Annotated in this window: 20 protein-coding genes; 7 read left to right on the forward strand and 13 right to left on the reverse strand. The window is 71.4% G+C overall.

From position 1 onward, the window contains the following. Positions 1-10 precede the first annotated feature (10 nt). Positions 11-889, forward strand: a complete 879-nt coding sequence (locus ACZ6B8_RS36350) for a hypothetical protein (RefSeq protein WP_471610007.1) — start codon at positions 11-13, stop codon at positions 887-889. Between the two features lie 8 nt (positions 890-897). Here ACZ6B8_RS36350 and ACZ6B8_RS36355 read toward each other — a convergent pair whose 3' ends face one another. Then, the gene (locus tag ACZ6B8_RS36355) at positions 898-1680 is read right to left on the reverse strand and encodes an ABC transporter permease (protein WP_471610008.1); all 783 of its coding nucleotides are present in this window, start codon (positions 1678-1680) and stop codon (positions 898-900) included. Further along, a complete protein-coding gene (locus ACZ6B8_RS36360) occupies positions 1667-2707 on the reverse strand; it encodes an ABC transporter ATP-binding protein (protein WP_471610009.1) in 1041 nt (346 codons plus the stop codon). Before ACZ6B8_RS36360 ends, ACZ6B8_RS36355 begins: the two co-directional genes overlap by 14 nt. Positions 2708-2845: 138 nt before the next feature. Here ACZ6B8_RS36360 and ACZ6B8_RS36365 point away from each other — a divergent pair, with 138 nt between their 5' ends. Beyond that, a complete protein-coding gene (locus ACZ6B8_RS36365; protein WP_471088181.1) occupies positions 2846-3616 on the forward strand; it encodes a TetR/AcrR family transcriptional regulator in 771 nt (256 codons plus the stop codon). A 72-nt stretch (positions 3617-3688) separates the two neighbouring features. Here the strand turns inward: ACZ6B8_RS36365 and ACZ6B8_RS36370 are convergent, their stop codons facing one another. Beyond that, entirely contained in the window at positions 3689-4429 is a 741-nt protein-coding gene (locus tag ACZ6B8_RS36370; RefSeq protein ID WP_471610010.1) for a TetR/AcrR family transcriptional regulator, read from the reverse strand. A gap of 113 nt (positions 4430-4542) precedes the next feature. Beyond that, entirely contained in the window at positions 4543-6024 is a 1482-nt protein-coding gene (locus ACZ6B8_RS36375; protein ID WP_471088177.1) for a peptidoglycan D,D-transpeptidase FtsI family protein, read from the reverse strand. A gap of 276 nt (positions 6025-6300) precedes the next feature. Between ACZ6B8_RS36375 and ACZ6B8_RS36380 the strand changes: the two genes are divergently transcribed. Then, on the forward strand, positions 6301-6717 hold the full coding sequence (locus tag ACZ6B8_RS36380) for a hypothetical protein (RefSeq protein WP_471610011.1): 417 nt from the start codon (positions 6301-6303) through the stop codon (positions 6715-6717). A 1-nt stretch (position 6718) separates the two neighbouring features. Here the strand turns inward: ACZ6B8_RS36380 and ACZ6B8_RS36385 are convergent, their stop codons facing one another. Beyond that, positions 6719-7642 carry an NAD(P)-dependent oxidoreductase gene (locus tag ACZ6B8_RS36385; protein ID WP_471610012.1) on the reverse strand — a complete coding sequence of 308 codons (924 nt, stop codon included), beginning with the start codon at positions 7640-7642 and terminating at the stop codon, positions 6719-6721. A 100-nt stretch (positions 7643-7742) separates the two neighbouring features. On the opposite strand from ACZ6B8_RS36385, the gene ACZ6B8_RS36390 reads away from it, so the two are divergent. Beyond that, the gene (locus ACZ6B8_RS36390) at positions 7743-8114 is read left to right on the forward strand and encodes a winged helix-turn-helix transcriptional regulator (RefSeq protein WP_471088174.1); all 372 of its coding nucleotides are present in this window, start codon (positions 7743-7745) and stop codon (positions 8112-8114) included. A gap of 167 nt (positions 8115-8281) precedes the next feature. Here ACZ6B8_RS36390 and ACZ6B8_RS36395 read toward each other — a convergent pair whose 3' ends face one another. Continuing rightward, positions 8282-8875, reverse strand: coding sequence for a TetR/AcrR family transcriptional regulator (locus ACZ6B8_RS36395; RefSeq protein ID WP_471610013.1), 594 nt, complete (start codon positions 8873-8875; stop codon positions 8282-8284). 106 nt (positions 8876-8981) lie between these two features. Between ACZ6B8_RS36395 and ACZ6B8_RS36400 the strand changes: the two genes are divergently transcribed. After that, complete coding sequence (locus ACZ6B8_RS36400; protein WP_471610014.1) at positions 8982-9761, forward strand: nitroreductase; 780 nt, start codon at positions 8982-8984, stop codon at positions 9759-9761. A gap of 21 nt (positions 9762-9782) precedes the next feature. On the opposite strand, the gene ACZ6B8_RS36405 is transcribed toward ACZ6B8_RS36400, so the two are convergent. From ACZ6B8_RS36405 to ACZ6B8_RS36435, 7 genes are all read right to left on the reverse strand, one after another. Next, positions 9783-11102: a MerR family transcriptional regulator gene (locus tag ACZ6B8_RS36405; protein ID WP_471610015.1), complete on the reverse strand. Its 1320-nt coding sequence runs from the start codon at positions 11100-11102 to the stop codon at positions 9783-9785. A 124-nt stretch (positions 11103-11226) separates the two neighbouring features. Then, positions 11227-11643 (reverse strand): VOC family protein, encoded by a 417-nt coding sequence (locus ACZ6B8_RS36410; RefSeq protein ID WP_471088167.1) that lies wholly within the window; start codon positions 11641-11643, stop codon positions 11227-11229. 10 nt (positions 11644-11653) lie between these two features. Further along, entirely contained in the window at positions 11654-12028 is a 375-nt protein-coding gene (locus ACZ6B8_RS36415; RefSeq protein ID WP_471088331.1) for a helix-turn-helix transcriptional regulator, read from the reverse strand. Between the two features lie 99 nt (positions 12029-12127). Further along, positions 12128-14677: an ATP-binding cassette domain-containing protein gene (locus ACZ6B8_RS36420; protein ID WP_471610016.1), complete on the reverse strand. Its 2550-nt coding sequence runs from the start codon at positions 14675-14677 to the stop codon at positions 12128-12130. Positions 14678-14749: 72 nt separating this feature from the next. Next, positions 14750-15502, reverse strand: a complete 753-nt coding sequence (locus tag ACZ6B8_RS36425; RefSeq protein WP_471088163.1) for an MBL fold metallo-hydrolase — start codon at positions 15500-15502, stop codon at positions 14750-14752. A 143-nt stretch (positions 15503-15645) separates the two neighbouring features. Further along, complete coding sequence (locus ACZ6B8_RS36430) at positions 15646-16110, reverse strand: DUF2199 domain-containing protein (protein ID WP_471088329.1); 465 nt, start codon at positions 16108-16110, stop codon at positions 15646-15648. Positions 16111-16315: 205 nt separating this feature from the next. After that, positions 16316-16693 carry a hypothetical protein gene (locus ACZ6B8_RS36435; protein WP_471610017.1) on the reverse strand — a complete coding sequence of 126 codons (378 nt, stop codon included), beginning with the start codon at positions 16691-16693 and terminating at the stop codon, positions 16316-16318. A gap of 180 nt (positions 16694-16873) precedes the next feature. Between ACZ6B8_RS36435 and ACZ6B8_RS36440 the strand changes: the two genes are divergently transcribed. Continuing rightward, positions 16874-17335, forward strand: coding sequence for a helix-turn-helix domain-containing protein (locus ACZ6B8_RS36440; protein ID WP_471088159.1), 462 nt, complete (start codon positions 16874-16876; stop codon positions 17333-17335). A 126-nt stretch (positions 17336-17461) separates the two neighbouring features. Continuing rightward, on the forward strand, positions 17462-18151 hold the full coding sequence (locus tag ACZ6B8_RS36445; protein ID WP_471610018.1) for a hypothetical protein: 690 nt from the start codon (positions 17462-17464) through the stop codon (positions 18149-18151). Positions 18152-18288: the final 137 nt, after the last annotated feature.

Here is an 18288-nt window from a genome sequence, read left to right on the forward strand (position 1 = left end):
GGGGGGCTTGGTGATACCGAGCGTTCGTCGTACGGCACGGCAGCGGGCCGCGGAGCGGTGGGCGAACGCGGAAGGGACGGTGACCAAGGCGCTGCTGCTCGGGGTGGCCGTCCTGGGCCTGGTCGCGCAGTTCGTGCGGCCGGTCGGCGACGCGCTGGAGGACAAGACGTATCTGGGCGGCGCCATCCTCGGCCTCGTCGGGTTCGTGCTGTACAGCGAGGTGCGGAGGCTGAACGACGCGTTGCGGCCCGAGGTGCGGGACGAGGTGGCGACGGCTGATCTGGAGCCGTACTTCGATCAGGCTCTGCGGAGGACCAAGAGGCGGCCGCAGGTCCGGATCGATGCCATCGGCTTCACCGGCGAAACCGTGCTGTACCCGCTCGGCCGCAAGCTGGAGGGGCTCGACGAAGGGGCGCGGCGGGTGGTGCGCCTGCGCATCCTCGTCCCCGACTTCACCGCCCCGATGGCGATCCCCGGAATGCTGGACGGACGCGGGCGGGCCGTCGACGACCCCGGCTTCCGGGGCGAGTTGTTGCGCAAGGTCCAGGAGTACGAGGACGAGTGGCGGGCCCTGGCCCGGCGGCTGCGGCAGCACGAACAGGCCGAGCTCGACGCTCGGTTCCGCGTGCTGCGCATCACGCCGCTGCTGAAGTTCTGCCTGATCAACGGCGAGGAGCTGTTCGACGGCATCTACGACAAGGTCGAGCAGCGCCCGGCCCGGACGCCCCCGGAACGGCAGGTCCTGGACCTCATGGGCTACCAGGCGGTCCTCACGCGCTGGCGTGCCGAGACGGGTGCTGTGGGGCGGGCGAAGGTCGCCCAGCGCCAGGACCTCTTCGACACGCTGTGGCGGGTGGCCTCGCCGTCGAGTGACGGGCCGAACCCCTGACGTGGCGGCTAGGCGGAGGTCCGCCGTGCGAACAGGGTGCCGCTCAATGCCGCCGACGCCGTCAGGATTCCGGCGCACCACGCCAGCGCGATCCACGGAGTGTGCCCCACGGGCTGGTCCAGGAGGAGGCCGCGCAGCGACTCGATGACCGGGGTCACCGGCTGGTGGTCGGAGAAGGAGCGGAGCCAGGACGGCATCGTTCCGGTGGGGACGAAGGCGCTGCTGGGGTAGGGCAGGAAGCCGATGAAGAAGGTGAAGCCGCCCGCCGCCTCGGGGGACCGGGCGAGCAGGCCCACCGTCGCGGAGAGCCAGGACAGGGCGAGGATGTAGGCCAGGAGCAGGGCGAGAGCGGCGAGCGCACCCGCCGGGGTCGCCGCAGGGCGGAACCCGAGCGCCAGGGCGAGGCACAGGACCAGGGCCGTCGCGAGGAGGTTGCGCGCCGCGGAGGCCAGGACGTGGCCGGTCAGGATCGGGGTGCCGCCGATGTCCAGGGAGCGGAAGCGGTCGATGATGCCGCCCCTGAGGTCCTCCGTGACGGCGACGGCCGTGTTCGCCGAGCCGAAGCCGGCGCAGAGCAGCAGGACACCGGGGACGACGTAAGTGACGTACTCCGTGCCGGTGTTGATCGCTCCGCCGAAGAAGTACACGAAGATCAGCAGGAGCATGACCGGCAGCGCGAGCGCCGTGATCAGCGCGTCGGTGTTGCGGCGGCTCAGCCGCAGGGAGCGGCCGGTCAGGGTCAGCGCCAGAGCTCTGGGAGGTGTGCGGGGCAGGGCGTCAGAGGTGGGCATGGGTGGGGGCCTCCGTGGGATGCGGTTGGTCCGTCGTCGGCCGGGTCAGGGCGAGGAAGACGTCGTCGAGGGACGTCGTGCGCAGGGCGAACGTCGCCACGTCCGTGCGGTGCGGGTCGAGTCCGTCGAGGAGTTCCCGCACGTGCCGGGCCGTGCCGTCCGTCGGGATGCCGAGGGAGAGCGTCTCGGGGGAGCGGTGGACCGCCCGGTCCGTCAGGCGGAGGTAGGCGGCCCGCGTGGTGAGCGTCAGGTCCAGGCGGTGGCCCGCCACGCGTGACTTGAGCGTGGCCGCCGTGCCCTCGGCGACCACCCGGCCCTCGTGCAACACCGCGACCCGGTCGGCCAGTTGATCGGCCTCCTCCAGGTACTGGGTGGTGAGGAACACCGTCGTGCCGCGCTCCGCGAGGCCGCGGACGACCTCCCACATCTGACGCCGACCGCGCGGGTCGAGCCCCGTCGTCGGCTCGTCCAGGAAGATCACCTCGGGGTCGCCGACGAGACCCGCGGCCAGGTCGACGCGGCGGCGCATGCCTCCCGAGTACGTGGCGACCAGGCGGTGCGCGGCGTCGGTGAGCCCGAAGGCGTCGAGGAGCTCGGCAGCCCGGGCCCGGGCGGCGCGTCGGGACAGGCCCGTGAGGCGCGCCATCATCCGCAGGTTCTCCGCACCCGTCTGCTTCTCGTCGACCGCGGCGAACTGGCCGGTGAGGCTCAGCGCGTGCCGCGCCGCGCGCCGGTGGGCGCGGATGTCGTGGCCGGCGACGCGTGCCGTGCCCGCGTCGGGCTCGGTGAGCGTGGCGAGGATGCGGACGGTGGTCGTCTTGCCCGCGCCGTTCGGCCCGAGCAGGGCGAAGACCGTGCCGCGCGGCACGCGCAGGTCGATGCCGCGCAGGACGGGGACGGGGGCGCGGCCGGCGCGTGCCGCGTACGTCTTGGTGAGGCCGATCGCTTCGACGGCCGGGGTTTCGGTGGCTCGGGCTCCGGTGGCCGGGGCAGCGCCGGGTGCGGGGTCTCGGGGCGTGGGTGGCATGAGCGGCTCCCTCGGTGACTCGCTCTACTGCGTATGGCATACGCATTAATGCGTAAGGGTTACGCAGAACTACGATGTGCGTCAAGCGTCAGTGAGCGAGCGGCGAGCGACGAGTGCGGAAGCGGAAGGCGGCCGGGCATGGCGGCGGACGACGGCGGGGGCTCGGGGCTGCCCGTCAGCCTGGAGGCGGCCTGGGGGCTGCGGGAGCGCCCGGTGAAGGGGCCGAAGCGCGGACTCGGCGTGGACCGCATCGTCGCCACGGGGGTCGCCGTCGCGGACGCGGAGGGGATCGACGCGGTCTCCATGGGGCGCGTCGCGAAGGAGCTCGGTGTCTCGACGATGTCGCTCTACCGGTACGTCGCCGCCAAGGACGAGCTCTACGTCCTGATGCAGGACGCGGCGACGGGCCCGCCGCCCCCGCGGCCCGCCTCCGCGGTCGGCTGGCGGGCGGGACTGGAGTGGTGGGCGCGGGCGCAGCGCGAGATGTTCCGACGCAACCTCTGGCTGCTGCGCATCCCCATCAGCTCGCCGCCCGCGACGCCGCACGGGCTGGCGTGGATGGAGCAGGGCCTTGAGGTCCTCGACGGCTGCGGCCTCGACGAGGGCCGGAAGATCTCCGTGATGACGCTGGTCGGCGGCTACGTGCGCAACGTGGTCTCCCTCATGTCCGACCTCGACGCCGCAATGCGGGCGGAGGGGCTCGCGCCGGACGCGGTCATGCGGCGCTACGAACGCACCGTCGACGCGCTGACCTCGGCCCGCCCCGAGCGCTTCCCCGCCCTGCGCCGGCTGCTCGCCGCGGGGGTGCTCGGGGAGCCGGACGCCGAGGGCACGGAGTTCGAGTTCGGGCTCGCGCGGGTGCTCGACGGGGTGGCCGTGCTGGTGGACGGGGCGGGGGCCGGGGATTAGGCGGGTGTCCATCAGTACGGGTGCCGGTCGGGCGGTACGGGTGCTGGTCGGCGCCCCGGTCCCGGGGAAGGCTCACGCGTAGCGCGGTAGCCCCGCCCTGAGTTGGGCGTACGCCTCGTTCGCGGAGCTGAGCGCGTCGGGGGCCGCCTCCCGCGCGCTCTCGCCCGCCGCGATGCGGCGCCACGTCTCCTCGGCGAGGATCCGCTGCACGGCCACGATCTGGCCGGCGGCCAGGCGGGCCTGGAGCGGGGTGCCGCCGTGTGCCTCGGTCAGGGCGGCGGCCAGCGCCTGTTCGGAGCGGTCCTGGTAGCCGTACAGGCGGGCGACCAGGGACGGGGTGCCGTAGAGGAGGCGGTGGAAGGCACGGACGGCGGGGACATCGCACAGGCCCGTCACCGGGTCGTGGCGTTCGAGGCCGGCCAGGAAGTTGCGGTGCAGGGCGTCGAGCGCGGCCGTGCCGGCGGGGCGCGCGGCGACCACCCGGGCCGCCTCGTCCTCGTGGTCCGCGAAGCGGTGCAGGACCAGGTCCTCCTTGGACGCGAAGTACCGGAACAGGGTCGGCTTGGAGACCTCGGCCGCCTCCGCGACCTCCGCGACCGACACCTTCTCGAAGCCTCGCTCCAGGAAGAGCGCGATGGCCGTCTCGGAGATCTCCTCGTACCTGCGCTGCTTCTTGCGTTCGCGCAGGCCGCCGGGGGTGGGGAGGCCGGTCAGGGTCTTACCCGGCGCCCCGGGGGCCGGGCGGTCGTCCGTCCCGCGGGCGTGCTCGTTCGTCGTGCGTGCGTGCTCGTCCGTCCTGCGCGCGCTGCTCATGCGCACAGTGTACCCGCCGTCAAAACCCGGTTATGAATTTAACTCGGTTACATTATTCTCGACGTGTGACGTGACCGGTCGCCGAGGTCGCCGAGGTCACCGAACCCCTCGCCTCACCGGCGCGACCCCAGCACCGCCTCCATGACCGCCTTCGCGATCGGCGCGCCCAGCTTGCCGCCCGCGATCTCCGAGCGGGGGATGCTCATGTCGGACGGGTCGACGAAGACGGCCACCGCCACGGGTGACTCGCCCTTGCCGTTCTTGGCGTAGGAGACGAACCAGGCGTACGGGCGCTCGTCGTTGACGTCCGCGCCGTGCTGGGCCGTGCCGGTCTTGCCGCCGACCGTGACGCCGTCGATCCGCGCCTTGTTCGCGGTGCCGTTCTCGACGGTGTTCTCCATCATCTCCTGCACCGTCCGCGCGGTCTTCTCGGAGACCGCCCGGTCGAGCTCGCGCGGCTCGCCCTTCTCGAGCGCCGCGAGGTCGGGGCCGCGCAACTCCTCGACCAGGTAGGGCTTCATGACCTTGCCGTCGTTGGCGAGACCCGCGGTGACCATCGCCATCTGCAGCGGCGTGCTGGTCAGGCTGCCCTGCCCCATGCCGGTCAGCGCGGTCTGCGGTTTGTCGAGCTTCTCCGGATAGCTGCTCGCGACGGCCCGTACGGGAAGGAACTGCTCCTCGTTGAAGCCGAACTTCTCCGCCGTCTCCCGCATCCGGTCCTCGCCGACCCGCAGCGCGATGTCGAGGAAGACGTTGTTGCAGGACCACTGCATGCCGGTCTTCATGGACACCTTGTCGCAGTCGGCGCCGGGCACGTCGTTGCCGATGCGGGTGGAGCTGAGGGGGAGCTTGTACGGGGTCTCGGCGCCGGTCGGCTCGTCGATGTCCGTCACCACGCCGTGCTCCAGGGCGGCCGCGGCGGTCAGGATCTTGAAGGTGGAGCCCGGCGGGTAGATCTCGCGCAGCGCGCGGTTGCTGAGCGGCTTGTCCGCGCGCTCGCTGAGCTCCTTGAACTTCCTGCCCTCGGCGAGCGAGATCCCCGCGAAGACCGACGGGTCGTACGAGGGGGTGCTGGCGAGGGCGAGCACCTTGCCGGAGCGGGGGTCGAGGGCGACCACCGCGCCCTTGGCGTCGAGGTTCACCAGCCCCTCGTAGGCGGCCTTCTGCGCCTTGGGGTCGATGGTCGTGACGACGTCGCCGCCCTGCCGTTTCTTGCCGGTCAGCATGTCCAGGGTGCGCCGGATGAAGAGCCGGTCGTCGGTACCGCTGAGGATGCCGTTGTGGACGCCCTCCAGGAAGGTGCCGCCCTGGGCCTGCGAGAAGTAGCCGGTGACCGGTGCGTACATCGGGCCTTGTCTGAACACGCGCTTGTACGTGAAGTCGGAGCCCGGGGTCTCCCGCGAACCGGTGATCGACTTGCCGCCGACGATGATGTCGCCGCGAGGATGGGAGAAGGCCTCGATCTGTACGCGCCGGTTGTGCTTGTCGCTGCTCAGCTCGTCGTTCTGGGCGAACTGCACCCAGGTCGCCCGCAGGAGCAGGGCGAGCGTCAGGAGACCGCAGAAGACGGCGATGCGGCGCAGAGGACGGTTCATGGGTGGCTCCCCCCGGGGCCGGCGAACGAACTCCGCCCACCATCCTGTCCGCTTTCCCCCCGGCGTGCGGGAGAACGGGGATATGGGGGTGGGGGAGCGGGGGTTGAGGGGTGGGGGGGGGAGGGAGGGTGAGGGGGTGGGTGTCCGCCCGTCGGCCGTCCGTCTGCTCCGATCAGGCGTGAGCGCGGTGCCGGGCGCGGCGGACGCGTCGAACCGCACCCCTTTTCCGGCAGGCTGCCCGGAACAGCTCGCCGCCGACGGCCACGGAGTCCGCCCATGCCCCGCCCCGCCCCCGAACCGCAGGAACCCTCAGGGCTCTCGGGCCCCTCCGACCCCTCGCACCCTTCCGGCCCCTCGGACCCCTCTCACCCTTCCGGCCCCTCGGCACCGGAGACGGTACCGGCGACATGCGGGCACACCCACCTGTTCCCGGGTGCCCGCCTCCGCCTCCAGGGCCTGCCCGACCCGCACGCCTTCGCCGCCGCACCGCGGCCGGTCGGCGTCGACCTGCGCTTCTCCGACGGGGTGATCGTCGACGCGGAGCTGCGCGCCGGGGGCGAGGCGGGACCCGTACTCACCGTGCCGCCGTACACCACCGGCGCAGGCACCCGCGTCAGTGAACGTGCCTGGCTGGTACGGGAGTTCGCACCGGTCGGAACCGAGGTGGAGCTGACGGCCGGCAACCACGCGTGACTCAGCGCCGGCCGATCAGCTCCGTGATCCGGGTCGAGCCGTCGGCCCCGTGGCCCTCGCCGATGACGCGGCGGGCCAGGCCCTCGGCGGCCCGCATGACGCTCGCGTCGATGCCGTGGGCCTCGGAGGTGTGGATGATGTGGGCCATGGTGGAGGCCGCCGACGTGATCGGGTTGACCGCACCCGAGTAGGTGCCGGTGTCCACGTCCACCGCGAACTCCTCGAAGAGCGCCGGGAGGATCGCGCTGATCCCGGCCGCGAACGGCGCCAGCTCCCGCGCGGAGATCCCCTCGGCCTTCGCCACCGCCAACGCGTGCAGATAGCCGGTCATCGAGGTCCAGAAGACATCGAGGAGCGCGATGTCGTACGCCGCCGCCCGGCCGATGTCGTCGCCGAGGTGGGTGTGGGTACCGCCGAGCGCTTCGAGGACGGGGCGGTGCTCCTCGTAGAGCGCGGCGTCGCCGCTGTGGATGAACACCCCGTGCGGCGTGCCGATGGTCGTGGCCGGCGTCATGATCGCGCCGTCCAGGTACCGGATGCCGTGCGCGGCCGCCCAGTCGCCGGTGTCCCTGGCCCGGTGAGGTGTGTCGGCGCTGAGGTTCACGAGGGCCCGTCCCTTGAGGGCGCGGGTGACGTCGTCGCGGCGCAGTACGGCGTCCGACGCGTCGTAATTGACGACGCAGACGACGGTCAACGGGCTTGCGGAGACCGCCTCTTCGGCGGTGGCGGCGCTCACGGCGCCGAGCTCGACGAGCTCGCCGTCCCGTCCGGGAGTCCGGTTCCACACGGTGGTCCGCACCCCGGCGGCGAGGAAGGCGCGGGTGAGGGCTTGGCCCATGGGGCCCAGGCCGATGACGGTGACGCTGGTGGCGTCGGCGTCGGCGTTGGCGTTGGTCGTGGGCGGCTGGTGGGTGTGCTGAGGCATGATTCGACTTCCGTGTGCGCAGAAAAATGGACGCAGAAAATGGATGCAGAAGAATGGACGAGGCACAGCGGAGGGTGCAGTGAAGGGGGAGGGGACGTAGATGACGCGCAGCCGCGCCCATGACCCGAACGTCTGCGGGGTGACCGCCGCGATCGCCGTGATCGACGGCAAGTGGAAGACCGCGCTGCTCTGGACGATGGAGACCGGCCCGCGCCGGCCCGGCGAGATACGGCGCCTGCTGCCGGGGCTGACCGAGAAGGTGCTGACCCAGGCGTTGCGCGAGATGGAGGAGGACGGCCTCGTGCTCCGGGAGGTGCACGACGTACGGCCGTTGAAGACCGTCTACTCCCTCACGGAGTTCGGCCGGGACCTCTGCGAGGCACTGGCCCCGCTGTCCGACTGGGGACACCGGCGGCTGGACGCGATGGCGGCACGCGGCCCCGTCGAGTCCACTGTCCGGCAAGGCGCTTGACGCACCGTCACGATCCCCCTTCCGTTGTCGGCGCTGTCCGCCGCTGCCCCATCAGCTTCACCCGCCGGCCGGTGGCCCGCCAAGTACCCACTTAAAAGTGGCCATGCCGCGCCCGGCGGTGACGGACGCCTTTCCGTGGGGCGCCGCCCCCTGCCGGGCCGCCTCCGTCAGGCCGTCCCCGTCAGGGCGTTGTCGAGGAGGACCTCCGCCGCGGCCCGTGCGTGTCGTCCGTACTCCGCGTCGCCCAGCACCATGGCGCGGCTGGCGGCCCCGTCCGCGAGGGTCACGAGCTGTTCGGCGAGCGCGGCGGGCTCGCGGCAGCCCAGCTCCGTCACCAGCGCGGTGACCAGCCGCACCATCAGCAGCTTCTGGTCGCGGGCATAGGAGTGGACCGCGCTCCGCGGGTCCGGGAACTCCACGGCGGCGTCGATGAACGGACATCCGCGGACCGGAACCGCGTCCGGCGCGGGAAGGGTGAACAGTGCGAGGATGCGGTCCCGCGCGGGGACGTCCTCGCGGGCCAGCGCGCTCTCCAGGGTCCGGCCCGACGGACCGAGGTCCTGCAGATGGGCGATGACCAGGTCGCTCTTGGTCCGGAAGTGCGCGTAGAGGGTGCGCTTGGAGACCGGCGCCTGTTCCGCGACCTGTTCCATGCCGGTCGCGTTGATCCCCTGGGCCGCGAACAGCCGGGCGGCGGCGGCCAGGATCCGTTCGCGCCCGCCGCGCCCCTGCCGTCGAGGCGCCGTCGTCTCCGTGCTCATGGGCCAAGTATACGTTCTCGTTTACTTCAGGGAGAGGGGTGATTACAGTGACCGTATGTAAACGCACCTGTTTACTTAAGCGTTCTCAAGACGTGAGGTGAGTCCCATGAGCGGGCTGAGCGGACCTAATGAGCCGAGTCAGCTGAGTGAGCCGAGTGAGCCGAGTGAGCTGGATGGGCCGAGTGAGCCGAGTGAGCTGGACGGGCCGGTTCCGGCCGAGCCGAGCGGCTACGCGGAGAAGCTGATACGCGGCCGTCGCGCGACCCGCGCCTTCCGCCCCGAGGCCGTGCCCGACGCCACGATGCGTGCCATCTTCGCTCTCGCCGGCGCCGCGCCGTCCAACTCCAACGCGCAACCCTGGCGGGTCGAGGTGGTCAGCGGCCCGAAGCGCGAACGACTGGCGGACGCCCTGCAGGCGGCCCACGCCGCACACCGCACCTCGGCCGACTTCCCGTACTCCGAGGACATGTACACCCCCGTCCACCGGGAGCGGCGGGCAGCCTTCGGCGCCGGCCTGTACGGGGCGCTGGGCATCGGCCCCGATGACCACGCGGCACGCGCGGCCTACGACGCGCGGAGCCTGCGCTTCTACGGGGCCCCGCATGCCGCGTTCCTGTTCGTCACCGGCGACGGCGGGGCCCGGCTGGCCGCCGACGTCGGCGCGTACCTGCAGACGCTGCTCCTGGCCATGGCCGCCTACGGCGTGAACAGCTGCCCGCAGGGCCTGCTCAGCTTCTACGCCGACACCATCCGGGGCGAACTCGGCGTCACCGACGGAAAGTTGCTCGTGGGCGTCTCCTTCGGCTACGCCGACGGGAGCGCGCCGGTGAACCGGGTCACCACCGAGCGGGCCGCCCTCGGAACAACCACCGCCTTCCACGTCTAGGCGGTTTTGCGTCCTTGCGGCTCACGCTGCCGCCGGCCCGCGGTGACCGCCCCGGCCCGGGAGCTCCAGGACGTCGGCGACCACACAGCTGACGTTGTCGGGTCCGCCCAGGGAGTTGGCCAGCGCGACGAGTTCCCGTACGGCCTCGGCGGGATCGTCGACCGTGGCGACCACCCGTCGCACCTCCTCGGAGGGGACGACGGTGGACAGGCCGTCGGAGCAGAGCAGGTAGCGGTCCCCGGGCCGGGCGTCGTGCAGGCGTACGTCGGGGGTATCGTCCGGGCCGCCCGTCAAGGCCCGGCTCAGCAGCGCCCGTTGAGGGTGTGAGGACGCCTCCTCCGGTGTGATGCGGCCCTCGTCGAGCAGGGACTGCACCACGGTGTGGTCGTGGGTGATCTGGAAGAACTCCCCGTCGCGCAGGAGGCAGGCCCGGGAGTCGCCGATGTGCACGAGGGCGAGCTGCGAGCCGGTCAAGAACATCGCGGTGAGCGTCGTACCGGCGTCGTACGCGTGGTGCGCGCCGCACACCTCGTGCGCCTCGTGCGCCTCGTCCGCCTCCTCCGCCTCGTGTGCGGCGGCCGCTGCCGCTGCCGCTTCCGTGGCGATGCCCCGTACGGCCTGCCGGGCCGACTCGATGGAGTCCTCGAGGACGTCGAGGATCTGCTTGCCCTCCAGGGCTTGCGGGGTCTCCAGGTGCTTGAGCGTGTCGACGGCGGCGGTGCCGGCCCGCGCACCCGCGCGCCCGCAGCCGTCGGCGACGGCGAGCAGCCTGGTGCCCGCGTACGCGGTGTCCTGGTTGCTCTCCCGGACGAGGCCCGTGTCGGACAGGGCCGCGCCGCGGATGCCGAGGGGCCCGGTGGTCGAGGACGTCGAGGACAAGGTGGGGTCCTTCCGTGTCAGATGGTCGACGAGGAAGGTGGCGAGGTCCCGCCGGGCGGCGGTCTCGGCCTCGACCTGCGCCCAGTACGCGCGGACCTCCTGGGCGGCGGCCTCCGCGACACCCGTGCCCGTGCCCGTACCCATACCTGTGCCCGTAGCTGTACGCGTACGCGCACCCGGGCCCGCACCCGCCGCCCCCGCACCCGCTGCCACCTCCACCGCCGCCCCGGCCTCCGCGTCCGCCAAGGCGCACACGTGCTGGATGCGGGCGAGCGGCATGCCCAGGCGGCGGAGCCAGCCGACCAGGCGGGCCCGGTCCAGCTGGCCCGGCGCGTAGCGGCGGTAACCGGTCACCGGATCGACGTCGGCGGGGCGCAACAGGCCGAGCTCGTCGTAGAGGCGCAGTGCCTTCGGCGACAGCCGGGACGCCTTCGCGAACGCCCCGATGGTCAACAGCCTCATGGCCCGCCCCTCCCTCGTACCGGGCACCGCGCCCGGCCCCACCGATGCTGCGGCTTCCCCCAAGGTGAAGGTCAACAACCGCCTCCGGCCGCCCCGCGCGTGGCCGCTACTTCGCGCGTGGCCGCTACTTCCCGTGCGGTTGGACGAAGCGGAGCATGTTCCCGGCCGGGTCGCGGAAGGCGCAGTCCCGCACGCCGTACGGCTGGTCCACCGGTTCCTGGAGCACCTCGCCGCCCGCGGCGCGCACCCGCTCGAAGGTCGCGTCGCAGTCGGCGGTGCGGAAGTTGACGCCGCGGAGCATGCCCTTGGCCATCAGTTCCGCCGCCGCCCGGCGGTCGGCGGCCGGGGCGTTCGGGTCCGCGAGCGGGGGTTCGAGGACGATCTCCACGCCCGGCTGCGCGGGAAGCCCGACGGTCACCCACCGCATACCCTCGAAACCTACGTCGTTGCGCACCTCGAAACCGAGCACGTCACGGTAGAAGGCGAGCGCCTTGTCGTGATCGTCGACGGCGATGAAGCACTGCGCGAGTTCGATGTCCATGCCTTCCACGCTAGGCACTCGGGTCGGTCTTCGCTTCTCCGTTCCTGACCGGCCGGGTGCGCAGTTTGGCGACGCAGGCGGGGACGGCGGCGCCGTCGGCGTGGTCGCGGGCCCGGTAGGCGCTCGGGCTCTCCCCGACCAGCTCGGTGAAGCGCGAGCTGAACGAGCCGAGCGACGTACAGCCCACCTCGAAACAGACCTCCGTGACGCTGAGGTCACCGCGGCGCAGCAGCGCCTTGGCGCGCTCGATGCGGCGCGTCATGAGATAGCTGTACGGGGTCTCGCCGTACGCGGCACGGAAGCTGCGCGAGAAGTGGCCCGCCGACATCAGGGCGCCGCGCGCCAGCGCGGGGACGTCCAGCGGCTGTGCGTAGTCGCGGTCCATCCGGTCGCGGGCCTGGCGCAGCCGGACGAGGTCGGTGAGGGGGACGCTGGACGCACGGGGCACAGATCCACGGTACCGAGCGGGGCACCGCGGCGCCCCTCACGCCCCGACGTACTTCGCCAGGTGCTCCGCCGTGAGCGTGGAGCGCGCCGCGACCAGGTCGGCCGGTGTGCCCTCGAAGACGATCTTCCCGCCGTCGTGGCCCGCGCCCGGCCCGAGGTCGATGATCCAGTCGGCGTGGGCCATGACCGCCTGGTGGTGCTCGACGACGACGACCGACTTTCCCGCGTCGACGAGCCGGTCGAGGAGGCCGAGGAGCTGCTCGACGTCGGCGAGGTGGAGGCCGGTCGTCGGCTCGTCGAGGACGTAGACCCCGCCCTTGTCGCCCATGTGGGTGGCCAGCTTCAGCCGCTGCCGTTCACCGCCGGAGAGGGTGGTGAGCGGCTGGCCCAGGCTCAGGTAGCCGAGACCGACGTCCGCGAGGCGCCGCAGGATCCGGTGGGCGGCGGGGGTGTGCGCCTCCGCGTGTGCCTCCGCCTGGGCCTTCGCGCGAGCCCCCGTTTGCGCTTTCGCGTGAGCCCCCGCGTGTGCCTCGCCGCCGCCGAAGAACTCCGCGGCCTCGTCCACCGACATCGCGAGGACCTCGCTGATGTCGCGCCCGCCGAGCCGGTACTCCAGCACCGACGCCTGGTAGCGCCTGCCCTCGCAGTCCTCGCACGGGGTGGCCACGCCGGACATCATCGCCAGGTCGGTGTAGATGACACCGGCGCCGTTGCAGGTCGGGCAGGCGCCCTCGGAGTTGGCACTGAACAGCGCGGGCTTCACTCCGTTCACCTTCGCGAACGCCTTCCGGATCGGGTCGAGCAGTCCCGTGTACGTCGCGGGGTTGCTGCGCCGCGAGCCGCGGATCGGCGTCTGGTCGACGGTCACCACCTCCGCGCCGGCCGGCATCGACCGGTGCACGAGCGAGCTCTTGCCGGAGCCGGCGACGCCGGTCACGACCGTGAGCACCCCGAGCGGGATGTCGACGTCGACGCCGCGCAGGTTGTGCGTGTCCGCGCCGCGGATCTCCAGCGCCCCGGTGGGTTCGCGCACGGTCTCCTTCAGCGCCGCCCGGTCGTCGAAGTGGCGGCCGGTGACGGTGCCGGAGGCGCGGAGCCCCTCGACGGTGCCTTCGAAGCAGACGGTGCCGCCGGCGGTGCCCGCGCCGGGGCCGAGGTCCACGACGTGGTCGGCGATCACGATCGTCTCCGGCTTGTGCTCCACGACGAGCACGGTGTTCCCCTTGTCGCGCAGCCGCAGCAGCAGGCCGTTCATCCGCTGGATGTCGTGCGGGTGCAGGCCGATCGTGGGCTCGTCGAAGACGTACGTGACGTCGGTGAGCGAGGAGCCGAGGTGACGGATCATCTTCACGCGCTGCGCCTCGCCGCCGGAGAGCGTGCCCGCGGGGCGGTCGAGCGCGAGGTAGCCGAGGCCGATCTCCACGAAGGAGTCGAGGGTCTGCTGCAGAGCGGTGAGCAGCGGCGCCACGCTCTCGTACGAGGCGGCGCCCCCCTCTCCGGCCGCGGCGCCGGAACCGGTCCCGCCGCCCAGCCCCCGTACCCACTCGGCCAGGTCCCTGATCTCCATCGCGCAGAGGTCCGCGATGGACTTCCGCCCGATCTTCGAGGACCGGGCACCCTCGCTGAGCCGGGTGCCGTCGCACTCGGGGCAGACGGTGAAGGTGACCGCCCGCTCCACGAACGCCTGGATGTGCGGCTGCAACGACTCCTTGTCCTTGGAGAGGAACGACTTCTGGATCTTCGGGATCAGCCCTTCATAGGTGAGGTTCACGCCGTTGACCTTCACCTTGACGGGCTCCCCGTAGAGGAAGGCCCGCAGCTCCTTCTTCGTGTACGCGCGGATCGGCTTGTCCGGGTCGACGAACCCGGACTGGGCGTAGACCTGCACGGTCCACTGGCTGTCGGACTTCCAGCCGGGAATGGTGAACGCGCCCTCGGAGAGCGACTTGGTGTCGTCGTAGAGCTGGGTGAGGTCGATGTCGGAGACGCTGCCGCGCCCCTCGCAGCGCGCGCACATGCCGCCGGTGCGCTGGAAGGTCGCCTTCTGCGCCTTGGTCCTGGCGCCCCGCTCGACGGTGATCGCGCCGCTGGCCCGTACGGAGGCGGTGTTGAAGGAGTACGCGCTGGGCGGCCCGATGTGCGGTGTGCCGAGCCGGCTGAAGAGGATGCGGAGCATGGCGTTGGCGTCGGTGGCGGTGCCGACGGTGGAGCGCGGGTCGCCGCCCATCCGCTGCTGGCCGACGGTGATCGCGGTGGTCAGCCCGTCGAGCACGTCGACCTCGGGGCGCGCCTGCGTCGGCATGAACCCCTGGACGAACGCGCTGTACGTCTCGTTGATCAGCCGCTGCGACTCCGCGGCGATGGTGTCGAACACCAGTGAGCTCTTGCCCGAGCCGGAGACACCGGTGAACACCGTGAGCCGGCGCTTCGGGATCTCGATGCTGACGTCCCTGAGGTTGTTCTCGCGGGCGCCGTGCACCCGGATGAGGTCGTGCCGGTCGGCGGCGTGCGGGGCGGACCCGGTACCGGGGGCGGCGGGTGCGGGCGAGGCCGCCGCCCGCGGTGGGGTCTTCCGGGCCTTGCTCATGGTGGTCTCCGTCTGTCGGGCCCCGGACCGCCCGGCGGTCCTTCTCCGGCACGTGTCGTCGTGGGGGCCACGCTAACGGCGGCGCGGGGCGGACGCTTCTCGATTCCTGACCGGATCCGGGGGTTCCGCCGCGGGTTCCCAGACCGAGCAGTCATGGGCGAAGAGGACACGGCGCGGATCGAAGTCGGCGAGCCGGTCCAGCCAGTGCGGACGGGGCGGGAGCGGCTGCTCGACGCCGTGCAGGGCGGCGTGCCGGGCCAGCTGGGCGGAGGCGAAATCGGAGGCGAAGTCGTGTGCCTGACCCGCGAGGACCACGCTGCCGTCGTCCTGCCGCAGGACCAGCGACTGATGTCCCTCGGTGTGCCCGGGCGTCGGGACGACCCAGACCCCCGGCCGGATCTCGGCCTCGCCGCCGACCTCCTCGTAGGCCGCGCCGGGGAAGTCGATCAGCGCGTCGATGGTGTAGCCGCCGCGGCGGGCGGTGGCCAGTTCGACGTCCTGGACCAGGATGGGCACGCCGGGGAAGAGCGGATTCCCGCCGCAGTGGTCGAAGTGCAGGTGGCAGTTCACGACCATGGAGATGTCACCGATACCGACGCCGGCCCCCGCCAGGGCATCGGCCAACGCCCGCCTCCGGGGCCGGTAGTGGGCCTCGGTCCCGGGATCCGCCGCGCCGATCCCGGTGTCGAAGAGGATGAACCCCGCGTCGTGCCGCACCAGATAGGCGAGGGCGGGTTCGACACGGGGATGTGGCCCGCCGACCTCCGAGGCAGGCCGCACGAACCAACCGAGATCGAGCCGTCGCACCACCGGGTTCCTGACCATGCGGGCATTCTGGACGGGGGTGGGGGTGAGGCATAGGGGGCTCTGCCGACAGCAGACGCTGGACTCCGGGGGGGACTTCGGACTTCAGGGGCCGGACAGTGGGGTGTGCCCGGGGGAACGCCAGGTCTGCTGCCCGTTCGACGTCACTTGGATTCGCTGTCGGTGGGGTGGAGAACGGCTTCGGCGATGGCACGGACACGCTCCATGGTGATGCCGGTCCGCTGTTCGGCTGCGAGAGGGTGGTCGGTCGGCTCCAGTTCGATGAAGGGACGATGTCCGATGGGTCGGGTGTGGACGCGGGTCTTCAAGTTGATGGTGCTGGGCGCGTAGAGGAAGAGGTCGGTGGACAACCACCCGAAGTACGGCTCCTCGGCTTCACGTCCCGTGGTGTCCCAAAGATCCGCGCATCGGGCGAAGTTGTCCCGGCTGAGGGAGACCCAAGCGGCCCAGGAGAACACCTCGTCACTGCCGATGATCGGTATCTCGACCAGACCCTTGACGAAGTAGTGCTGTGCCTGGATCACGCACTGATCCGATGAGAGAAGGCAGTCCGCAGAGTCCGCGAAGCTCGGTTCCCATACGTACGGGGCGGTGGCCGAATAGTTCATCGGGAGCTCGGCGTGGTGGTTGCCGCAGCACGAGCAGGTGAATCCGGGGGCGCTGGTCATGAGCGGAGCCTAATGATCGACTCCGATGCGGCTGACGTCAGAGTCAACTGGCGTGATGTCCGGTCTCGCTGAAGGTGAGACAGGGCGGCGCGCTGACTTGAGGTGCCTCCGGTTGAGCGAGATGCGACGTGTTCGTCTGTCCCGCTCACCCTGAGGCAACTGGTCCCGATGCGTCGGGCTTGTGGGCGAGGAAGAAGGCTTGCCGGACCGACCGAGGCCTCTCGCTCTCGCCACGTTCGCGGATCAACCGAGCATCCACGACGAGGCCGGCGTTGTTCATCAGGCCGGCCATCAGATCAGGCGACATCCAGTGGACGTCGAGCGACAGCTCGTGGCCGTATCCCTTGTGCAGGTGCCGACGCTGGTTTCCGGCCTTGAACGCCAGGAGCATGTGGCCGCCTGGGGCCAGCACCCGGTGACATTCCGCGAACACGGTCGGCAGGAGCTCTGGCGGGGTGTGGACGGTCGAGTACCAGGCGACGATGCCGCCGAGTGCCCCGTCCGCCAAGTCCAGAGCAGTCATCGATCCTTCTTCGAACCGAAGGCCCGGATGGTAACTACTGCGGCCGATGGCGCGGCCATCGCCAAGTGATCGACTGATCGACGCAATCTTCACCGGCCGAGCACCGGAGCACAGTGGCGTGGCGCACTTTTGCAAGCGGTCGCTTGCAAAAGTTAGCAAGGGTGCTGCACCATCGACGGCATGGCATCGCTCAACGTCGGCAATCTCGGGGAGTACCTGCGCGAGCAGCGGCGCAACGCGCAGCTGTCGCTGCGGCAGCTCGCCGATGCCGCCGGGGTGTCCAATCCGTATCTGAGCCAGATCGAGCGCGGCCTGCGCAAGCCGAGCGCCGACGTCCTGCAGCAGGTCGCCAAGGCGCTGCGGATCTCCGCGGAGACGCTGTACGTGCGGGCCGGGATCCTCGACGAGAAGGAGCGGGACGAGCTGGAGACGCGCGCCGTCATCCTCGCCGACCCGTCCATCAACGAGCGCCAGAAGCAGGTGCTCCTCCAGATCTACGAGTCGTTCCGCAAGGAGAACGGCTTCGAGACCTCGTCGTACGCGGAGGATCAGGGCGATCAGCACGATCAGCACGATCAGGACGGCCGGGACCGCCAGGACGGCGCCGGCGACGACATCCGCGGAGCCGACGGACCTGCGTGATGCCCGTCCATACGAAGCACGAAGCACGAAGCACAGAGCACGGAGCTCGGGGCACGAAGTGCCGAGCCACAACCGCACCATCACCCTCAAGTGACAAGCTGACGCGATTCCGGGAGGACCATCGTCATGGCCATCACCGATGACCTGCGCAAGACCCTCAGCAACCCCACGCCCGCGTACTTCGTCGCCGGTTCCGCGGACCTCGCGTTCCAGCAGGCGAAGAAGGTGCCCGGCATCGTCGAGCAGCTGATCGCCGAGGCGCCGTCCCGCTTCGATGCGGTGCGCAACACCGACCCCAAGACCGTGCAGGACAAGGCCGCCACCCGCGCCAAGGAGGCGCAGGAGACCCTGCAGGCCAAGGTCACCGAGGTGCTCGGCACGCTCGACACCGACCTGAAGAAGCTCGGCGAGACCGCCCAGGACCTCGCGCTGCGCGGTGTCGGCGTGGCCGCCGAGTTCGCCGTCAAGGCGCGCGAGAAGTACGACGAGGTCGCCGAGCACGGCGAGCAGGCCGTGAAGGCCTGGCGCGGCGAGGCGGCCGAGGAGATCCTCGACCTGGCCGAGACGGTCGAGCCGGACGCCGAGCCGGAGACCGGCAAGACGGCCGGTGCCTCCACGACCTCCGGGACCTCCGGGACCTCCACGACCTCCACGGTCAGCCCCGTCACCCCCGTGACCCCCGTGACCCGTCAGCCGTCCGCGGCCACCGGGTCGCAGGGCGTGGCCGCCGCCCCGGCGAAGAAGCCCGCCGCGAAGAAGACCGCGGGCACGCCCCGCAAGACGGCCGCGAAGAAGAACACGCCGCCCGCCAAGTAGGCGGAACAGGCACGGTCGTGTCCATGGGGCGGGGCCGGGACGGGAGCGGGACGGGCACTACCGGCGTGCCCGTCCCGTTGACCGGGTAGCGGGTACCGTGGCCGCGTAATGATGAGCCGAGACTGGTGGTGGACGTT

The sequence above is a fragment of the Streptomyces sp. NPDC041122 genome (assembly GCF_055592445.1).